The following is a 16,511-nucleotide window of genomic DNA, read 5'->3' as shown; positions in this document are numbered from 1 at the left end:
TAATTTCCATGACGTTGAAAAGAGCTTCAGACTAGTAAATTGATGGTTCCTTAAAAAGAACCACTGCGCTATGTTTTGATGGTGCCACGAGGAGTTAAGATGAATATACCGGGTGATGAATTTTATACCTTGCTCAATGCTGCCCTGAAAACACGTGGGGAAGAGACGCTCCAGCGCACGCTCTATCTCGCTTTGCGGGAAGCCATACTGTGCGGAAGGCTACGGTCCGGCAGCCAGCTTTCCGGTTCGCGAACGCTGGCTCTGCAGCTCTCCCTTTCCCGCAATACCGTTAATGCGGCGCTGGATCAGCTCACGCTCGAAGGGTATTTGCAGCGTAATCGCCAGGGAACGCGGGTGGCACAGTTAGCTCACCGTTCTGTCACCCAAACATTGCCGGACCCTGCCATCACGCTGGCAAAACGGGTCGGCCTGCTGCCTGCGCCAGTGCCCCGGGACACGCCGGTTCTGGCGTTTACCCCAGGGACGCCGGCCATCAACTATTTTCCTCTGCCGCTGTGGCGGCGAATTTACGACCGCGTGATGCGGGAGGAGGGATATGCCCTGTTAGGGTATGGCGACCCGGCCGGCGAGCCGTCGCTGCGGGCAGCGATTGCCCGACACCTTGCACTGTCTCGCGGCATTGACTGCGACGCCAGCCAGATTGTAATAACGGAAGGGGCGCTTGAGGGCGTTAACCTGTGCACGATGCTGTTGAGTGAGCCAGGCGATGTCGCCTGGGTAGAAAACCCCGGCTATAGCGGGGCAAAGAGCGCGTTTGTTAAAACCGGCCTGACGATGACGGGAATACCGGTAGATGATGAGGGAATGTGCTGGGAAGGGCTGGATACGCCTTCTCCCTCGCTGATTTTTACCTCGCCTTCACACCAGTTTCCTTACGGGAGCGTGCTCAGCGCACGGCGGCGTCTGGCGTTGCTGGAACTCGCCAGACAGCATAACGCGTGGATTATTGAGGACGATTACGACAGCGAGTTCCGCTATACCGGTGAACCGGTGCCGGCCATGCTGGGCATGGTCGCTAACGCGCCCGTTGTGTATCTGGGGACGTTCAGCAAAACGCTGTTTCCGTCGCTCAGAATGGGGTTCATGGTATTGCCGCCAGCGCTGGCGAAAGCGGCTCGCGCGGCCATCGGCTCGCTGTTGCGCGGTGGGCATCGTGCTGAGCAGCGCACCCTGGCGCTGTTCATTGAAGAAGGTCACTACGCCCGTCATCTTGCCGCCATGCGTCGGCTCTACCGTAAACGCTACCGCCAGCTGCGTGAGGTGTTGGGCACAGAGCTTCGCACGCCGCACCGTATTCTCGCTGGTGAGGGCGGGATGCATCTGACGCTGGCGATAGACGGTATTGATGACCAGAAGCTGGTGGAGCAGGCGAGGGCGTTTCAGCTGGCACCCGCTGCACTGAGCGGGTATTACCTGGAGACGAAGCAGGGGCAAACCGGTCTGGTTTTAGGCTACGGTAATACCTCTGCTTCTCAGTTTGTGCCGGGGATCCGACGTCTGCAGGCGTTAATTACGCAGCAGCAGGGCGGGAAAGGGTAAAGACATCATAGAAAGAGAGCTGACCTTTGGTGGAGACCATTTTCTGCAGCTTCTCTTTTTGCCCGGTTTCCACTGCCGGAGAGTGCAGGATGCTCTCGATCAGCTCCGTAGGCACGAAACGCGTGTTGTACCACTCGCCGTTGTAGCAGACCCGGAAATCGAGGACGTCGATATCTTCGTAACGGTAGCGCGGATTTACGTCGAAAAAGAAAAAGGCGTTAAAGACGACAAACAGTACAACCAGCAGCCAGACAGAGTCCACCAGCGTTTCGGACTGCAGCATCACAATAAGCGTCGCCAGCCAGGCGGCATACATTGCGACAAACAGCCCAGGATGTTTGCGAATAAAGCTAATGCTAAAGCGCGGGCGATTATCGCGCTTTTCGCGGAGGTTAAGATCGTTGATGGTGGCGGTAAGCAGGCGCTGTATCTCGGTCATTATTTGCCTTCATGAGAGTTGACAATACAGGGTGTCTGCCAATTTTAGGGGAGCCATCAGAGTGAAAAAAGTAACAGTCTGGCGCTAAAAGACCATAACAGTTGGCTCCCTGATACTTCACAGCGTTTTGATGATTCTTGCCGGATTGCCGCCAACGACGACGTTTGCCGGGACGTCTTTCGTCACGACGGCGCCGGAGGCCACCACCACATTATCACCGAGGGTGACGCCAGGATTAATGACCGCCCGGCCGCCAATCCAGACATTATTTCCAATGTTGACGGGTTTTCCAAACTCCACGCCGCTATTACGTGCCTCTGCATCCAGGGGATGGGTTGCCGTATAAATATGAACACCCGGCGCAAGCATGCAGTTATCGCCAATATGAACAGGACAGACATCCAGTATCACGCAATCAAAGTTAGCGTAAAAGTTTTTGCCAAGATAAATGTTATATCCATAGTCACAGCGGAAGCTCGGTTCTATATAAGCCCCTTCGCTTTGCCCCAAAAGTTCCGCCAGAATGTTCTGGCGTTCTGTTTTTTCATCAGGTGCGGTGTGGTTATAGCGGTAAACCAGATGGCGGGCCCGTAGTCGGTCGGCCCGTAACGTCTCATCGCCGGGACAGTAATGTTCACCTGCAATCATTTTCTGTTTTTCTACGCTCATGGGAAACCTCTCTGGATATGATTACTGCAGGGTAATCGTAACAGACCAGCAGGGGAACGTTCCCGAAAAGCTGATGTGACTGGTGTCACAACATTATTGCTGATGAACACGTTTTACACGGAGACCTGGCCTGGGCACAGGGAGCATAACGGGATAGGTAAATACAACTTAGAACGTGGCGTAGAACTCTACAGACACCCTTCAAAGATTAACGGACAAATTTCCACACAGAAGTAGGGATTTTGTCATACAGTTTATTCATTGTCAGCTCAGCAAGACGATGGTCAGCAGCTGAATAAAATACCGCCAGTTCATTATCCGAAAGCTCGTATTTATTCTTTTCAATGACGCGTTCGAGCGTGTCAATTGACTGACAACGTCGCAAGCGCATCAAATAATCGATCTTTGTGAGTGGTTTATCAGACATAAATTCACCTTAGTAATTGTAATAATTTTAACAGGAAAGACTAACCGGGTTAGCTCTACTCACGTTGACGAAACAGCGGAATAGCCGGTTTCCCGATTTACGCCATTTTTGCAAATCCTGGGCGTTAATGCCGTAACTGCTGAACAACATAAAGGTGTCGTCCAGGTATTCATCAATTTGCTCAATGAGCTTATTATCTTCATTGTACTTAATTTTATAATTAAGTGCGAAGGTTGCGATATGCTCAATCAGCTCATTCAACTGTAAATTGATGGCAGACGTTGGGTCGTTTACCCAGCCATGGTTACTTTCATCAAGATTGGCAAGGCAGTCATGGTACAAGGATTCGCAGAGAAATTTCAACTGCGCGATATCATGCCTTTTTGGCGAGTACTCGTCCATAGCGCATCCCCTTCTGAGTGATTTCTTACTCACCGAACATCAATGTCGGGATGGATACAACATACTTAGCCGCACGGGTGCTGTGTTCCTGATAACTCTAACTATAAGCCACTCGCTTCAAGATTTCATCGCGCTATTACGAAAAATTACAAATAAAACCGCAGACTGCGAGTGTTTACGCAATTGTTCGTCCAGGACTGAACTTTTTTATCCAAATGAAGAATGATTTTTTATCGCTTCCTTACGTTTCATCGGCTTAGCTTAAACGATCAGAAAAGTTCAGATCCGGAGTTCTCTTTGTCTGAACTTGTTGTTAGGAATATTCCTAATAACTTAAGCGGGGAAATGAAATTAAAAAAATCCTGAATTCACCGATTAAGTTATCAGTTAATTATGATATGTCTAATTAAGATGGCAGAAAATAAATAGAACCACAATAAGCGTAATTTATGATTTTTTCTGTAAATGAAAAAGGCCGCTAATGCGGCCTTTTTATCACATGAAACCGGTATCAGTGAGGTTCTACCGAGTGACTGTGTTCAACATCTTCATTCTTACGGCTGAAGCGGCGGCGAACCACCACGAAGAACACCGGTACGAAGAAGATAGCCAGTACGGTTGCGGTAACCATACCGCCCATTACGCCTGTACCTACTGCGTTCTGCGCGCCGGAGCCCGCACCAGAGCTGATAACCAGCGGCAGTACGCCGAGGATAAATGCCAGTGACGTCATCAGGATTGGGCGCAGACGCATACGAACTGCCTCAAGCGTCGCCTCAATTAAGCCTTTGCCTTCTTTCTCCATCAGATCTTTGGCGAATTCAACGATAAGTATCGCGTTCTTCGCCGACAAGCCAATGGTTGTCAGCAGGCCTACCTGGAAGTAAACGTCGTTGGTCAGTCCACGGAACGTTGCCGCAAGCAGCGCACCGATAACCCCGAGTGGAACCACCAGCATAACGGAGAACGGAATCGACCAGCTCTCGTACAGTGCCGCCAGACACAGGAAGACCACAATCAGCGAAATGGCGTACAGAGCAGGGGCCTGGTTACCGGACAGCCGTTCCTGATAGGACATACCGGTCCAGTCATAGCCGATACCCGAAGGCAGTTTGCTCGCCAGTTCTTCCATCAGATTCATGGCTTCACCGGTGCTTCGGCCCGGCGCTGCCTGACCCAGGATCTCCATAGACGGCAGACCGTTGTAGCGTTCCAGACGTGGTGAACCGTATTCCCAGCGTGACGTTGAGAACGCCGAGAACGGTACCATCTGACCATTGCTGCCGCGCACGAACCAGCTGTTGATATCGTTTGGCAACATACGGTACTGCGCCTCTGACATCACGTACACTTTCTTCACACGACCGCGGTCGATGAAGTCGTTAACGTAGCTACCGCCCCAGGCTGCGCCCAGCGTGGTATTGATGTCACTGATGGACACGCCCAGCGCCTGGGCTTTCTCCTGATCGATATCGATTTTGTACTGCGGCGTATCTTCCAGACCGTTTGGACGTACGCCGACCAGCAGGTCAGGGTGTTTCGCCACTTCACCAAACAACTGGTTACGTGCCTGCGTCAGTTTTTCGTGACCCAGACCGCCCTGGTCGATCAGCTGGAAGTCGAAGCCGGTCGCGGTACCCAGTTCAACAATCGCGGGCAGGTTAAAGGCGAAGACCATCGCATCTTTAATCTGCGAGAAGGTGCCCATTGCACGGCCGGTGATGGCTTCAACCTTGTTCTCTTTGCCCGGACGTTCAGACCAGTCTTTCAGAGAAACGAAGGCAATACCGGTGTTCTGGCCACGTCCCGCAAAGCCAAAGCCGTTAACCGCAAACACGGATTCAACGTTGTCTTTCTCTTTGGTGAGGTAGTAGTCCGTCACTTCATCCAGCACTTTCTGGGTACGCTCTTGCGACGCCCCCGCCGGAAGCTGTGCCATCGTCAGGAACACGCCCTGGTCTTCATCCGGCAGGAACGAGCTTGGCAGACGAACGAACAGGAAAGCCATGCCCACCACGATGATGATGTAGAGCAGCAGGTAACGACCGGTGCTACGCAGGATGTTGCCTACGCTGTCGGTGTAGTGGTGCGTGCTCTTATCAAACATGCGGTTAAACCAGCCGAAGAACCCTTTATGCTCGCCATGGCCGCCTTTCTGAATCGGCTTCAGCATGGTCGCACACAGGGCTGGCGTCAGAATCAACGCCACCAGTACCGACAGCGCCATCGCAGAAACGATGGTGATGGAGAACTGGCGGTAAATCGCACCGGTGGAGCCACCGAAGAAGGCCATCGGGATAAATACCGCCGACAGTACCATCGCGATACCGACCAGCGCACCCTGGATCTGGCCCATTGATTTACGGGTCGCTTCCTTCGGCGGCAGGCCTTCCTCCGCCATCACACGCTCAACGTTCTCTACCACGACGATGGCGTCATCCACCAGCAAGCCGATGGCGAGCACCATCCCGAACATCGTCAGGGTGTTTATCGAGTAGCCAAATATCGACAGGATCGCAAAGGTCCCGAGCAATACCACCGGCACGGCAATCGTTGGGATAAGCGTTGCGCGGAAGTTTTGCAGGAACAGGTACATCACCAGGAATACCAGGATGATCGCCTCAACCAGCGTCTTAACCACTTCATGAATCGAGATTTTGACGAACGGCGTGGTGTCATACGGGTAAACGATTTTCAGACCTGACGGGAAGAACGGTTCCATTCTCTTCAGTTCTGCACGGATAGCCGTGGCGGTGTCCAGGGCGTTAGCGCCTGTCGCCAGTTTAATACCCAGACCGGAAGCCGGTTTACCGTTAAACTTCGCAATGATGTCGTAGTTCTCACCACCCAGTTCCACTTTCGCCACGTCACGCAGGCGAACCTGCGAACCGTCCTGGTTCACCTTCAGCAGAATTTTGCTGAACTCATCGGCGGAGGTCAGACGGGTCTGCGCGATGATCGAGGCGTTAAGCTGCTGGCCTTTCACCGGTGGCGTACCACCTAACTGACCGGCTGCAACCTGGGCGTTCTGGGCTTTGATGGCGCTGATAACGTCAACCGGCGTCAGCTGGAAGTTGTTCAGTTTATTCGGGTCCATCCAGATACGCATCGCGTACTGGGAACCGAACAGCTGCACGTCACCCACACCGGAAGTACGGCTGATAGCGTCCTTCATGTTGGCGCCTACGTAGTCGGAAATATCCTCCTGCGTCATGGTGCCGTTGGTGTTGATAACGCCGACAACCATCAGGAAGCTACTGGACGATTTCTCGACGCTCACGCCCTGTTGTTGTACTTCCTGCGGCAGCAAAGGCATCGCCAGCTGCAGTTTGTTCTGCACCTGAACCTGCGCGATGTCGGCATCAGTACCTGACTGGAAGGTCAGGGTGATCTGAACCGTACCGGTGGAGTCACTGTTTGAGGACATGTACATCAGGTTATCGATACCGTTCATGTTCTGTTCGATAACCTGGGTAACGGTGTCCTGCACCGTTTTCGCATCAGCCCCCGGGTAGGTTGCGGAAATTGTCACCGCCGGTGGCGCAATCGTTGGATATTGCGCGACAGGCAGCTTCAGGATCGCAAGTCCCCCGGCCAGCATGATGATTATGGCGATCACCCACGCAAATATGGGGCGATCGATAAAGAAATTAGGCATGTCTTAACGGCTCCTGTTTAAGTTAAGACTTGGTTTGTTCTGACTGGCCAGCGGCCGAAGCTTGTTGTTTATCGTCAGATTTCACTTCCTGTGCTTTAACCTGCGCGCCAGGACGAACTTTTTGCAAACCAGTAACAATCACGCGATCGCCATCTTTCAGACCTTCCGTCACCAGCCATTTATCGCCAATCGCCTGGGTGGCGGTGATATTGCGCGTTTCGACTTTGTCATCTGCCCCGACAACCAGTGCGCTCGCATCGCCGCGTGGCGTACGGGTCACACCCTGCTGCGGAACCAGAAGTGCGGTTGGGTTCGTTCCTTCTTCCAGACGCGCGCGAACAAACATACCTGGCAGCAGGTTTTTGTCAGGGTTCGGGAAAATCGCACGTAAGGTGATGGAACCGGTGGTCTGGTCGACCGTCACATCAGAGAATTCCAGCGTACCTTCCTGCGGGAACTTGATACCGTCGTTGGTAATCAGCTCCACTTTGGCTTTGCCGTTTTCCTGTTTCAGGGTGCCGTTAGCCAGCTCCTGTTTCAGACGCAGGAAATCATTGCTGGACTGCGTCACGTCGACGTAGATCGGATCAAGCTGCTGCACGGTCGCCAGCGCAGTGGTCTGACCGTTCTGCACCAGTGCCCCTTCCGTGACGGAAGATTTACCAATACGACCGCTGATAGGGGAGGTCACTTTGGTATAGGCCAGGTTAATGCGGGCGGTTTCGACTGCCGCTTTGGCTGCCACGACGGCTGCGTTAGCCTGCTGTGCATCGGCCAGGGCTGTGTCGTAATCCTGTTGACTGATGTACTTGGTACCGAGCAGTTTCTGGTAGCGGTTCAGCGTCAGCTGGGCGATTTTGGCTGCAGCCTGTGCTTTCGCCAGGTCACCTTTGGCGCTTTCATAAGATGCCTGATAGGTTGCTGGATCAATCTGATACAGAGACTCACCGGCCTTCACATCACCGCCTTCGGTAAAGTTACGTTTCAGGATAATGCCGCTAACCTGAGGACGGACTTCCGCAATGCGGTAGGCATTTGTACGGCCTGGTAATTCGGTGGTGATTTGTAGAGGTTCAGATTTGAGCGTCACGACGCCTACTTCTGGCGCCTGCTGAGCTCCTTGTTGAGCCGGTTTGTCGTCACATCCTGTTAGCGCTAAGCTGCCTGAGAGCATCAGAACGACCGCCAGAGGCGTTAACCCTCTGTTTTTGTTCATATGTAAACCTCGAGTGTCCGATTTCAAATTGATCAAGGGTCCTGAGTCTAAAAACCCATTGCTGCGTTTATATTATCGTCATGCTATGGTACATACATTCACAAATGTATGTAAATCTGACTCCTGTAAATTCACTCACCTATGGCACGAAAAACCAAACAACAAGCGCTGGAAACCCGACAACACATTCTGGATGTGGCAATACGATTGTTTTCTCAGCAAGGTGTTTCGTCAACCTCGCTGGCGCAGATTGCTCAGGCTGCCGGCGTAACGCGAGGAGCGATTTACTGGCATTTTAAAGACAAGTCAGATCTGTTCAGTGAAATCTGGGAGCTTTCAGAGTCCAGCATTAGCGATCTCGAGAGTGAGTATCGGGCAAAATTCCCCGACGATCCACTCTCAGTATTGAGAGAAATATTAGTATATATCCTTGAAGCGACTGTAGTTGAAGAACGTCGTAGATTAATGATGGAAATTATCTTTCATAAATGCGAGTTCGTGGGCGAAATGGCGGTGGTGCAGCAGGCGCAACGCAGCCTCAGCCTGGAGAGCTATGACCGCATTGAACAGAACCTGAACCTGTGCATGCAGGCAAATCTGTTACCGGCCAATCTCTTGACCCGCCGGGCGGCTATCCTGATGCGCAGCTACATTTCAGGCCTGATGGAAAACTGGCTGTTTGCCCCACAATCCTTTGACCTGAAAGCGGAAGCCCGCAGCTACGTGGCGATTTTACTGGAAATGCTCCAGCTCTGTCCCACGCTGCGCAGTGATACATCTTCTCTGACTGCCTGAGTCATTTCCAGGATTTATCTCAGAGGCTCACGTTCGCGCTATTCTGCTTCAGGCGAGCGTGATATTCTTCACGCCGGACTATTTTCGGTCATCTTCTGACATCATTCACAACTATGCTGCCCATCAATCGCTCGCAACATCCTGTTTTTGCATTGCTCTTTGCGATGCTGTTTTTCTTCGCCACGGCGCCGCTGACCTGGGCCCGCGCCGACAACAGCAATGATATCCCCTCGCGCGGCGATGTTCAGTCGCAGCTCGACACGCTGAACAAACAAAAAGACCTTTCTCCTCAGGAGAAACTTACCCAGCAGGATTTGACGGAAACGCTGGAAACGCTTGATAAAATTGAGCGCGTCAAAGCTGAAACCGCACAGCTTCGTCAGAAGGTGGCGCAGGCCCCTGAAAACATGCGCAAAGCGACGGAATCGCTGAACGCCCTGAGTGACGTGGATAACGACGACGAAACGCGCAAGACGCTCTCGACGCTCTCCTTGCGCCAGCTGGAGTCGCGCGTTGCGCAATTACTCGACGACCTGCAAACCGCGCAATCCGATCTCGCAACGTATAACAGCCAGCTTGTCTCCCTGCAAACCCAGCCTGAGCGCGTGCAAAACGCGATGTACACCGCGTCACAGCAGCTGCAGCAAATCCGCAACCGCCTGAACGGCACAACGGTGGGGGAAGGCACGCTCCGTCCGACGCAGCAAACCCTGCTGCTGGTTCAGCAGACGTTGCTCAACGCGCAAATCGAACAGCAGCGTAAAAGCCTGGAAGGGAATACGGTGCTGCAGGATACGCTCCAGAAGCAGCGTGATTATGTCACCGCGAATATTAATCGCCTGGAACATCAGCTCCAGCTGTTGCAGGAGGCGGTAAACAGTAAACGCCTGACCCTGACGGAAAAAACTGCTCAGGAGGCTGTATCACCTGACGAAACCGCCCGCATTCAGGCGAATCCGCTGGTGAAGCAGGAGCTTGAGGCTAACCACCAGCTTAGCCAGCGCCTGATACTGGCGACGGAAAACGGCAACTCGCTGGTTCAGCAAAATATCAAAGTCAAAAACTGGCTGGATCGCGCGCTGCAGGCTGAGCGCAATATCAAAGAGCAGATAGCGGTCCTGAAGGGCAGCCTTCTGCTGTCGCGTATTCTCTACCAGCAGCAGCAGACGCTCCCGTCCGCCGATGAGCTGGAGGACATGACCAACCGCATTGCGGATTTACGTCTGGAACAATTTGACGTCAACCAGCAGCGCGATGCCCTTTTCCAGAGCGATAACTTTGTCGCCAAAATTGAAGAGGGGCACTCCAGCGACGTGAACCCGGAAGTGCACGACGCACTGCTCCAGGTCGTTGATATGCGCCGCGAACTGCTGGACCAGCTCAATAAACAGCTGGGCAACCAGCTGATGATGGCGATTAACCTGCAAATCAACCAGCAGCAGCTGGTGAGCGTCTCGAAAAGTCTGCAGGAGATTTTGACCCAGCAGATTTTCTGGGTAAACAGCAACAAACCGATGGACTGGGACTGGATTAAATCCTTCCCTGAGACGCTGAAAACGCAGATCAAAAGCATGAAAATCACCGTGAACTGGGAGAAAGCCTGGCCTGCGGTGACGATTGCCTTGCTGGCGGGTTTACCGCTGCTGCTGATTGCTGGCCTGATTCGCTGGCGTCTGGGCTGGCTGAAAAAATACCAGGCGAAGCTGGCGTCCGAAGTAGGGCAACTGCGAAACGATAGCCAGCTTCATACGCCGAAAGCGATTCTGATCGATCTCATACGCGCCCTGCCGGTGTGTCTGATTATTCTGGCTGTGGGCCTGATTCTGCTCACGATGCAGCTCAACGTCAGCGATCTGCTGTGGGCGTTCAGTAAAAAACTGGCGCTGTTCTGGCTGGTGTTCGGCGTGTGCTGGAAAGTACTGGAAAAAGATGGTGTGGCCGTGCGCCATTTCAACATGCCTGCACAGCTGACCAGCCACTGGCGTCGTCAGATTGTACGCATAAGCCTGGCGCTCCTGCCGCTGCACTTCTGGTCGGTGGTCTCTGAACTTTCCCCGCTGCATCTGATGGATGATGTGCTGGGGCAGCTGGCCATCCTGTTGAACCTGCTGCTGATTGCTATCCTGATGTGGCCAATGTGCCGCGACAGCTGGCGTGATAAAGAGTCCCACAATATTCGTCTGGCCACCGTGACGGTGCTGGCGATCATTCCGCTGGCGCTGATGGTGCTTACGGCGACGGGTTACTTCTATACCACGCTGCGCCTGTCCGGTCGCTGGATTGAAACAGTCTATCTGGTGATCGTCTGGAACCTGCTTTATCAGACCGTGCTGCGCGGCCTGAGCGTAGCGGCCCGCCGCATTGCCTATCGCCGCGCCATAGCGCGTCGTCAGCATCAGGTGAAAGAGGGGGCCGAAGGGGCAGAGCCACAGGAAGAGCCGACCATCGCGCTGGAGCAGGTTAACCAGCAGACGCTGCGTATCACCATGCTGGTGATGATCGCTCTGTTTGCCGTGATGTTCTGGGCTATCTGGTCCGATCTTATTACCGTTTTCGCCTATCTCGACAGTATTACCCTCTGGCAATACAACGGAACCGAAGCCGGCGCGGCGGTCATGAAAAGCGTGACCATGGGCAGCCTGCTGTTTGCCCTGGTATCGTCGGTCGTGGCCTGGGCGCTGATTCGCAACCTGCCAGGCCTGCTGGAAGTGCTGGTCCTGTCGCGTCTGAACCTGCGTCAGGGGGCGTCGTACGCCATTACCACGATCCTCAACTACGTCATCATTATCGTTGGGGCGATGACGGTCTTTGGCTCGCTTGGCGTCTCGTGGGATAAACTGCAGTGGCTGGCGGCCGCCCTCTCGGTTGGTCTTGGTTTTGGCCTGCAGGAGATCTTCGGTAACTTTGTGTCCGGCCTGATCATCCTGTTCGAACGTCCGGTACGTATTGGCGATACCGTCACCATCGGCACCTTCTCCGGTACGGTCAGTAAGATCCGTATTCGTGCTACCACCATCACCGACTTCGATCGCAAAGAGGTGATCATCCCGAACAAAGCGTTTGTGACCGAGCGTCTGATCAACTGGTCGCTCTCCGATACGGTGACGCGCGTGGTGATCCGTCTCGGCGTAGCCTATGGGTCGGATCTGGAGAAGGTGAAAGAGGTACTGCTGAAGGCGGCGTCAGAACATCCGAAAGTGATGCACGATCCTGCCCCGGCGGTGTTCTTCACCACCTTTGGGCCGAGTACGCTGGATCACGAGCTGCGTTTATACGTGCGTGAACTGCGTGACCGCAGCTACACGGTGGATGAGCTGAACCGTTCTCTCGATCGTCTGTGTCGTGAAAACGATATTAATATCGCCTTCAACCAGCTTGAGGTTCACCTGCGTAACGAGAAAGGTGATGAGCATACAGAAGTGAAGCGCGAGATTAAGGGTGACGATCCCACTCCGGCTTAATCTATTTTCCCTCTTCCGGTGGGTTGAGGGTTAGGGTGAGGGCTACAGGCCTTCACCTTACCCTCAAAATCTCTTCGCACAATCTCCAGCGCCTTAAGTACCGTTTCTGCGGGGATCTCATGATTTTCCAGCAGCATGATCAAATCGACGGCCAGTTTGACCTCATCGGGTGCATTTTCCAGTGACATACGGACTCCTTATTTAGCGGGTCAGGCGTTCAATTACGCGCTCAATCTCATCCAGCGCCTGACGGCAGCGAACGATACGTCCTTCCAGCGCGCTAATCTCGCGCATCAATAGCTGCTGCTCTTCCAGCGTTTCGCTGTTGTTCAGCCTCGCTTCGCGTTCGCGCTTCATCTCAAACAGCCGGCGTTCAAACTCCTGGTTCTCCAGCCGCTTGCGCTGCCATTTGCCGAGACCGGGCGAGGGACTGTCCCAGGCGCGCAGTGGCCAGGCGATGATTTCGCGATGCAGGGCGGTCATCTGCTCAGTGAGATGCTCAGCAAGCCACGCCACCTGTTCCTGCTGCTCGTTCTCTACCGCATGGCGTAACTCATCGAGATTTGCCTGCGCTTCGCCAAGGTAATCCTGTATGCGCGTGCTGCGGGTACGAAAAAGCTGCCGGTCAAAGCGCGGCTTCAGCGTGGCGTGCCCCAGCAGAGGGGTGGCCTCGGCTCGCAGGGTGGTCAGCTGTTTTTGCAGCATCTCCAGAAGCAAGTCTGTTTTCAAGGCGCTCTCCAGTGGTAAAGTAGCCGTTCAGTTTGATAACGATTCGCATTATGCAGCGTACTATTTTAATCATCATTGGCTGGATCGCGGTAGTGCTTGGCACGCTGGGTGTGGTTTTACCCTTACTGCCGACCACGCCGTTTATCCTGCTGGCGGCCTGGTGCTTCGCCCGCTCGTCACCGCGTTTTCACCACTGGCTGCTGTATCGCTCATGGTTTGGCGGCTATCTGCGGCACTGGCAAAAACACCGGGCCATGCCGCCCGGCGCGAAGCCGCGCGCGATCGCGGTGATCCTCATCACCTTTGCTATTTCATTATGGCTGGTGAAAATGATGTGGGTGCGGATCCTGTTGCTGGTCATCCTCACCTGTCTGCTTATCTTCATGTGGCGGATCCCCGTGGTTGATGAAAAGCAACAAAAGCACTGAAGCCTTATCAAGGCTGTTGCAATTATTGCGTACAGCCAGTAAATTCGACCGTTTTCGAGCACAGGTGCGCCTGGTTAAAGGTTAAACAATTGTTGCCTTGACCGACTCGTTGCGCGCTGTGAGTAACACTGTTTCATTTAGGCACAAACCGATGACCGCAACTGCACAGCAGCTTGAATATCTGAAAAACAGCATCAAAAGCATCCAGGACTATCCAAAGCCTGGCATTCTTTTCCGTGATGTCACCAGCTTGCTGGAAGACCCGAAAGCGTACGCGCTCAGCATTGAACTGCTGGTCGAACGTTATAAAAACGCCGGGATCACCAAAGTAGTAGGTACCGAAGCTCGTGGCTTCCTGTTTGGCGCACCGGTTGCGCTGGCAATGGGCGTGGGTTTTGTACCGGTGCGTAAGCCGCGCAAACTGCCGCGTGAAACCATCGCTGAGAGTTACGAACTGGAGTACGGCACCGATCAGCTGGAGATCCACGTTGATGCGATCAAGCCTGGCGACAAAGTGCTGGTGGTCGACGATCTGCTGGCAACCGGCGGTACCATTGAAGCGACCGTGAAGCTGATCCGTCGTCTGGGTGGTGAAGTGACCGACGCGGCCTTCATCATCAACCTGTTCGATCTCGGCGGTGAACAGCGCCTGGAAAAACAGGGTATTACCAGCTACAGCCTGGTGCCTTTCCCGGGTCATTAATCCCGGTTTTCACAACCTCGCTCAATGGGTGAGGTTGTGATAGCATTCCCCTCCATAAATTCACCTTCCAGCGTTGCAGAGCCTGCCCATGAGTTATCAGGTGTTAGCCCGTAAATGGCGACCACAAACCTTTGCTGACGTTGTCGGTCAGGAACATGTGCTGACGGCCCTGGCGAACGGCTTGTCGCTAGGTCGCATCCATCACGCTTATCTTTTCTCCGGCACCCGTGGCGTCGGTAAGACCTCTATTGCCCGTCTGCTGGCGAAAGGTCTCAACTGTGAAACCGGGATCACCGCCACGCCGTGCGGCGTGTGTGATAACTGCCGGGAGATCGAGCAGGGGCGATTTGTCGATCTGATCGAGATCGACGCCGCCTCGCGCACCAAAGTTGAAGATACCCGCGACCTGCTGGACAACGTGCAGTACGCCCCGGCGCGCGGTCGCTTCAAGGTCTACCTGATCGATGAAGTGCACATGCTGTCGCGCCACAGCTTCAACGCCCTGCTGAAAACGCTGGAAGAGCCGCCCGCGCACGTTAAGTTCCTGCTGGCGACTACCGATCCGCAAAAGCTGCCGGTCACCATTCTGTCGCGCTGTCTGCAGTTCCACCTGAAGGCGCTGGACGTTGAGCAGATCCGTGCGCAGCTTGAGCACATTCTTGATGAAGAGAAAATTGTCCATGAACCGCGCGCCCTGCAGCTGCTGGCCCGCGCGGCGGACGGTAGCCTGCGTGATGCACTCAGTCTGACCGATCAGGCAATTGCCAGCGGTGACGGCAAGCTCTCCACCGAGGCGGTCAGCACCATGCTCGGCACGCTGGATGACGATCAGGCGCTTTCGCTTATCGAAGCGATGATTGCCGCCAACGGCGAACGCGTGATGTCGCAGGTGAATGCTGCCGCTGCCCGGGGTATTGAATGGGAAGGACTGCTGGTTGAGATGCTCAGCCTGCTGCACCGCGTGGCGATGCTGCAGCTTTCTCCGTCCGCCATCGGTGCGGATATGGCCGCCATTGAACAGCGGATGCGTGAACTTGCCCGCACCGTGCCGCCTGCCGACGTGCAGCTTTATTACCAGACGCTGCTGATTGGCCGCAAAGAGCTACCGTTCGCACCGGATCCGCGGATGGGCGTTGAAATGACGCTGCTGCGCGCGCTGGCGTTCCACCCGCGCATGCCATTGCCGGAGCCTGAAGTGCCGCGGCAGTCTTTCGCGCCGGTCGCCCCTACGGCTGTGATGTCGCCGCAGCAGGTGCCACCGCAGCCGACACCGCCGCCACAACAAGACGTGCCGCTGTCGGATGCCACCAGTTCGGTGCTTGCCGCACGCAGCCAGCTGCAGCGTGCCCAGGGAGTAACCAAACCAAAAAAGAGTGAACCGGCAGCGCCAGGAAGAGCGCGGCCGGTGAACAACGCCGCGCTTGAACGACTGGCCTCGGTAACGGAGCGCGTACAGTCGCGTCCTGCACCGTCCGCGCTCGAGCAGAAAGCCCCGGTGAAAGAAGAGGCTTACCGCTGGAAGGCAACCACCATCATCGAAACGGTGAAGGAAGAGGTCGCCACGCCTAAGGCGCTGAAAAAGGCGCTGGAGCATGAGAAAACGCCGGAGCTTTCCGCGAAGCTTGCCGAAGAATCTATTGCACGCGACGCCTGGGCCGCCGAGGTCAGCCAACTCCAGCTGCCGAAGCTGGTCGAGCAGGTCGCGCTAAATGCCTGGAAAGAGCAGGACGGCAATCAGGTGCGTTTACACCTGCGTCCGGGTCAACGCCACCTGAATTCGCCCGGTGCGCAAAAGGCGCTGGCGGAGGCGCTTGGCGCTTTACAGGGTTCACCGGTTGAATTGACTATCATTGAAGATGATAATCCGGCAGTGAAAACGCCGCTGGAGTGGCGTCAGGCCATTTATGAAGAGAAGCTCGCGCAGGCGCGCGAGGCGATTATTGCGGATAACAACATTCAGACCCTGCGCCGTTTCTTCGACGCCGATCTGGATGAAGAGAGTATTCGCCCCATTTGATCGTGAG

14 protein-coding genes and 1 other annotated feature are annotated in these 16,511 nt (G+C 54.5%); of the genes, 6 read left to right on the top strand and 8 right to left on the bottom strand.

The features are described from left to right. Window positions 1–99: 99 nt before the first annotated feature. Window positions 100–1,560: a PLP-dependent aminotransferase family protein gene (locus tag E3U32_RS09650; RefSeq protein ID WP_134348602.1), complete on the top strand. Its 1,461-nt coding sequence runs from the start codon at window positions 100–102 to the stop codon at window positions 1,558–1,560. Here the strand turns inward: E3U32_RS09650 and E3U32_RS09645 are convergent. The 6 genes from E3U32_RS09645 to acrA form a co-directional block, all read right to left on the bottom strand. After that, window positions 1,532–1,999, bottom strand: coding sequence for a YlaC family protein (locus E3U32_RS09645; RefSeq protein WP_134348601.1), 468 nt, complete (start codon window positions 1,997–1,999; stop codon window positions 1,532–1,534). The two genes, E3U32_RS09650 and E3U32_RS09645, sit on opposite strands and share 29 nt — an antisense overlap. A gap of 117 nt (window positions 2,000–2,116) precedes the next feature. Beyond that, window positions 2,117–2,668 (bottom strand): maltose O-acetyltransferase, encoded by a 552-nt coding sequence (gene maa, locus E3U32_RS09640; protein ID WP_134348600.1) that lies wholly within the window; start codon window positions 2,666–2,668, stop codon window positions 2,117–2,119. Window positions 2,669–2,876: 208 nt separating this feature from the next. Further along, window positions 2,877–3,095: an HHA domain-containing protein gene (locus E3U32_RS09635; protein WP_008499287.1), complete on the bottom strand. Its 219-nt coding sequence runs from the start codon at window positions 3,093–3,095 to the stop codon at window positions 2,877–2,879. A 27-nt stretch (window positions 3,096–3,122) separates the two neighbouring features. Next, window positions 3,123–3,497, bottom strand: a complete 375-nt coding sequence (tomB, locus tag E3U32_RS09630) for an Hha toxicity modulator TomB (RefSeq protein WP_008499288.1) — start codon at window positions 3,495–3,497, stop codon at window positions 3,123–3,125. 511 nt (window positions 3,498–4,008) lie between these two features. After that, window positions 4,009–7,155: a multidrug efflux RND transporter permease subunit AcrB gene (gene acrB, locus E3U32_RS09625; RefSeq protein ID WP_134348599.1), complete on the bottom strand. Its 3,147-nt coding sequence runs from the start codon at window positions 7,153–7,155 to the stop codon at window positions 4,009–4,011. A 22-nt stretch (window positions 7,156–7,177) separates the two neighbouring features. Beyond that, window positions 7,178–8,371 carry a multidrug efflux RND transporter periplasmic adaptor subunit AcrA gene (gene acrA, locus E3U32_RS09620; protein WP_023310601.1) on the bottom strand — a complete coding sequence of 398 codons (1,194 nt, stop codon included), beginning with the start codon at window positions 8,369–8,371 and terminating at the stop codon, window positions 7,178–7,180. Window positions 8,372–8,512: 141 nt separating this feature from the next. Here acrA and acrR point away from each other — a divergent pair, with 141 nt between their 5' ends. Then, window positions 8,513–9,166 (top strand): multidrug efflux transporter transcriptional repressor AcrR, encoded by a 654-nt coding sequence (acrR, locus tag E3U32_RS09615; protein ID WP_134348598.1) that lies wholly within the window; start codon window positions 8,513–8,515, stop codon window positions 9,164–9,166. Window positions 9,167–9,279: 113 nt separating this feature from the next. Then, the gene (mscK, locus tag E3U32_RS09610) at window positions 9,280–12,627 is read left to right on the top strand and encodes a mechanosensitive channel MscK (RefSeq protein WP_134348597.1); all 3,348 of its coding nucleotides are present in this window, start codon (window positions 9,280–9,282) and stop codon (window positions 12,625–12,627) included. Here mscK and rsmS read toward each other — a convergent pair. Both rsmS and priC read right to left on the bottom strand, forming a co-directional pair. Beyond that, window positions 12,624–12,815 (bottom strand): pleiotropic regulatory protein RsmS, encoded by a 192-nt coding sequence (gene rsmS, locus E3U32_RS09605; RefSeq protein ID WP_134348596.1) that lies wholly within the window; start codon window positions 12,813–12,815, stop codon window positions 12,624–12,626. The two genes, mscK and rsmS, sit on opposite strands and share 4 nt — an antisense overlap. 13 nt (window positions 12,816–12,828) lie before the next feature. Further along, the gene (gene priC / locus E3U32_RS09600; RefSeq protein WP_134348595.1) at window positions 12,829–13,356 is read right to left on the bottom strand and encodes a primosomal replication protein N''; all 528 of its coding nucleotides are present in this window, start codon (window positions 13,354–13,356) and stop codon (window positions 12,829–12,831) included. Between the two features lie 50 nt (window positions 13,357–13,406). On the opposite strand from priC, the gene E3U32_RS09595 reads away from it, so the two are divergent. The 3 genes from E3U32_RS09595 to dnaX all read left to right on the top strand — a co-directional run bounded on the left by E3U32_RS09595 (window position 13,407) and on the right by dnaX (window position 16,504). Then, a complete protein-coding gene (locus tag E3U32_RS09595; RefSeq protein WP_134348594.1) occupies window positions 13,407–13,784 on the top strand; it encodes a DUF454 family protein in 378 nt (125 codons plus the stop codon). 151 nt (window positions 13,785–13,935) lie between these two features. Beyond that, window positions 13,936–14,487: an adenine phosphoribosyltransferase gene (apt, locus tag E3U32_RS09590; protein WP_000127359.1), complete on the top strand. Its 552-nt coding sequence runs from the start codon at window positions 13,936–13,938 to the stop codon at window positions 14,485–14,487. Window positions 14,488–14,575: 88 nt separating this feature from the next. Next, window positions 14,576–16,504 (top strand): DNA polymerase III subunit gamma/tau, encoded by a 1,929-nt coding sequence (gene dnaX / locus E3U32_RS09585; RefSeq protein ID WP_134348593.1) that lies wholly within the window; start codon window positions 14,576–14,578, stop codon window positions 16,502–16,504. After that, window positions 15,834–15,898 (top strand) — a sequence feature (DnaX frameshifting element). It overlaps the preceding gene by 65 nt. Window positions 16,505–16,511: the final 7 nt, after the last annotated feature.

The organism is Lelliottia nimipressuralis (assembly GCF_004402045.1).
Classification (GTDB): Bacteria; Pseudomonadota; Gammaproteobacteria; order Enterobacterales; family Enterobacteriaceae; genus Enterobacter; species Enterobacter chinensis.
This window is presented reverse-complemented; position numbering and strand designations above follow the sequence as displayed.

Bases quoted from the DNA above. Each gene is read 5' to 3' on its own strand.
- E3U32_RS09650 (WP_134348602.1), top strand. From the start codon at position 100: ATGAATATACCGGGTGATGAATTTTATACCTTGCTCAATGCTGCCCTG.
- E3U32_RS09645 (WP_134348601.1), bottom strand. From the start codon at position 1,999: ATGACCGAGATACAGCGCCTGCTTACCGCCACCATCAACGATCTTAAC.
- maa (WP_134348600.1), bottom strand. From the start codon at position 2,668: ATGAGCGTAGAAAAACAGAAAATGATTGCAGGTGAACATTACTGTCCC.
- E3U32_RS09635 (WP_008499287.1), bottom strand. From the start codon at position 3,095: ATGTCTGATAAACCACTCACAAAGATCGATTATTTGATGCGCTTGCGA.
- tomB (WP_008499288.1), bottom strand. From the start codon at position 3,497: ATGGACGAGTACTCGCCAAAAAGGCATGATATCGCGCAGTTGAAATTT.
- acrB (WP_134348599.1), bottom strand. From the start codon at position 7,155: ATGCCTAATTTCTTTATCGATCGCCCCATATTTGCGTGGGTGATCGCC.
- acrA (WP_023310601.1), bottom strand. From the start codon at position 8,371: ATGAACAAAAACAGAGGGTTAACGCCTCTGGCGGTCGTTCTGATGCTC.
- acrR (WP_134348598.1), top strand. From the start codon at position 8,513: ATGGCACGAAAAACCAAACAACAAGCGCTGGAAACCCGACAACACATT.
- mscK (WP_134348597.1), top strand. From the start codon at position 9,280: ATGCTGCCCATCAATCGCTCGCAACATCCTGTTTTTGCATTGCTCTTT.
- rsmS (WP_134348596.1), bottom strand. From the start codon at position 12,815: ATGTCACTGGAAAATGCACCCGATGAGGTCAAACTGGCCGTCGATTTG.
- E3U32_RS09595 (WP_134348594.1), top strand. From the start codon at position 13,407: ATGCAGCGTACTATTTTAATCATCATTGGCTGGATCGCGGTAGTGCTT.
- apt (WP_000127359.1), top strand. From the start codon at position 13,936: ATGACCGCAACTGCACAGCAGCTTGAATATCTGAAAAACAGCATCAAA.
- dnaX (WP_134348593.1), top strand. From the start codon at position 14,576: ATGAGTTATCAGGTGTTAGCCCGTAAATGGCGACCACAAACCTTTGCT.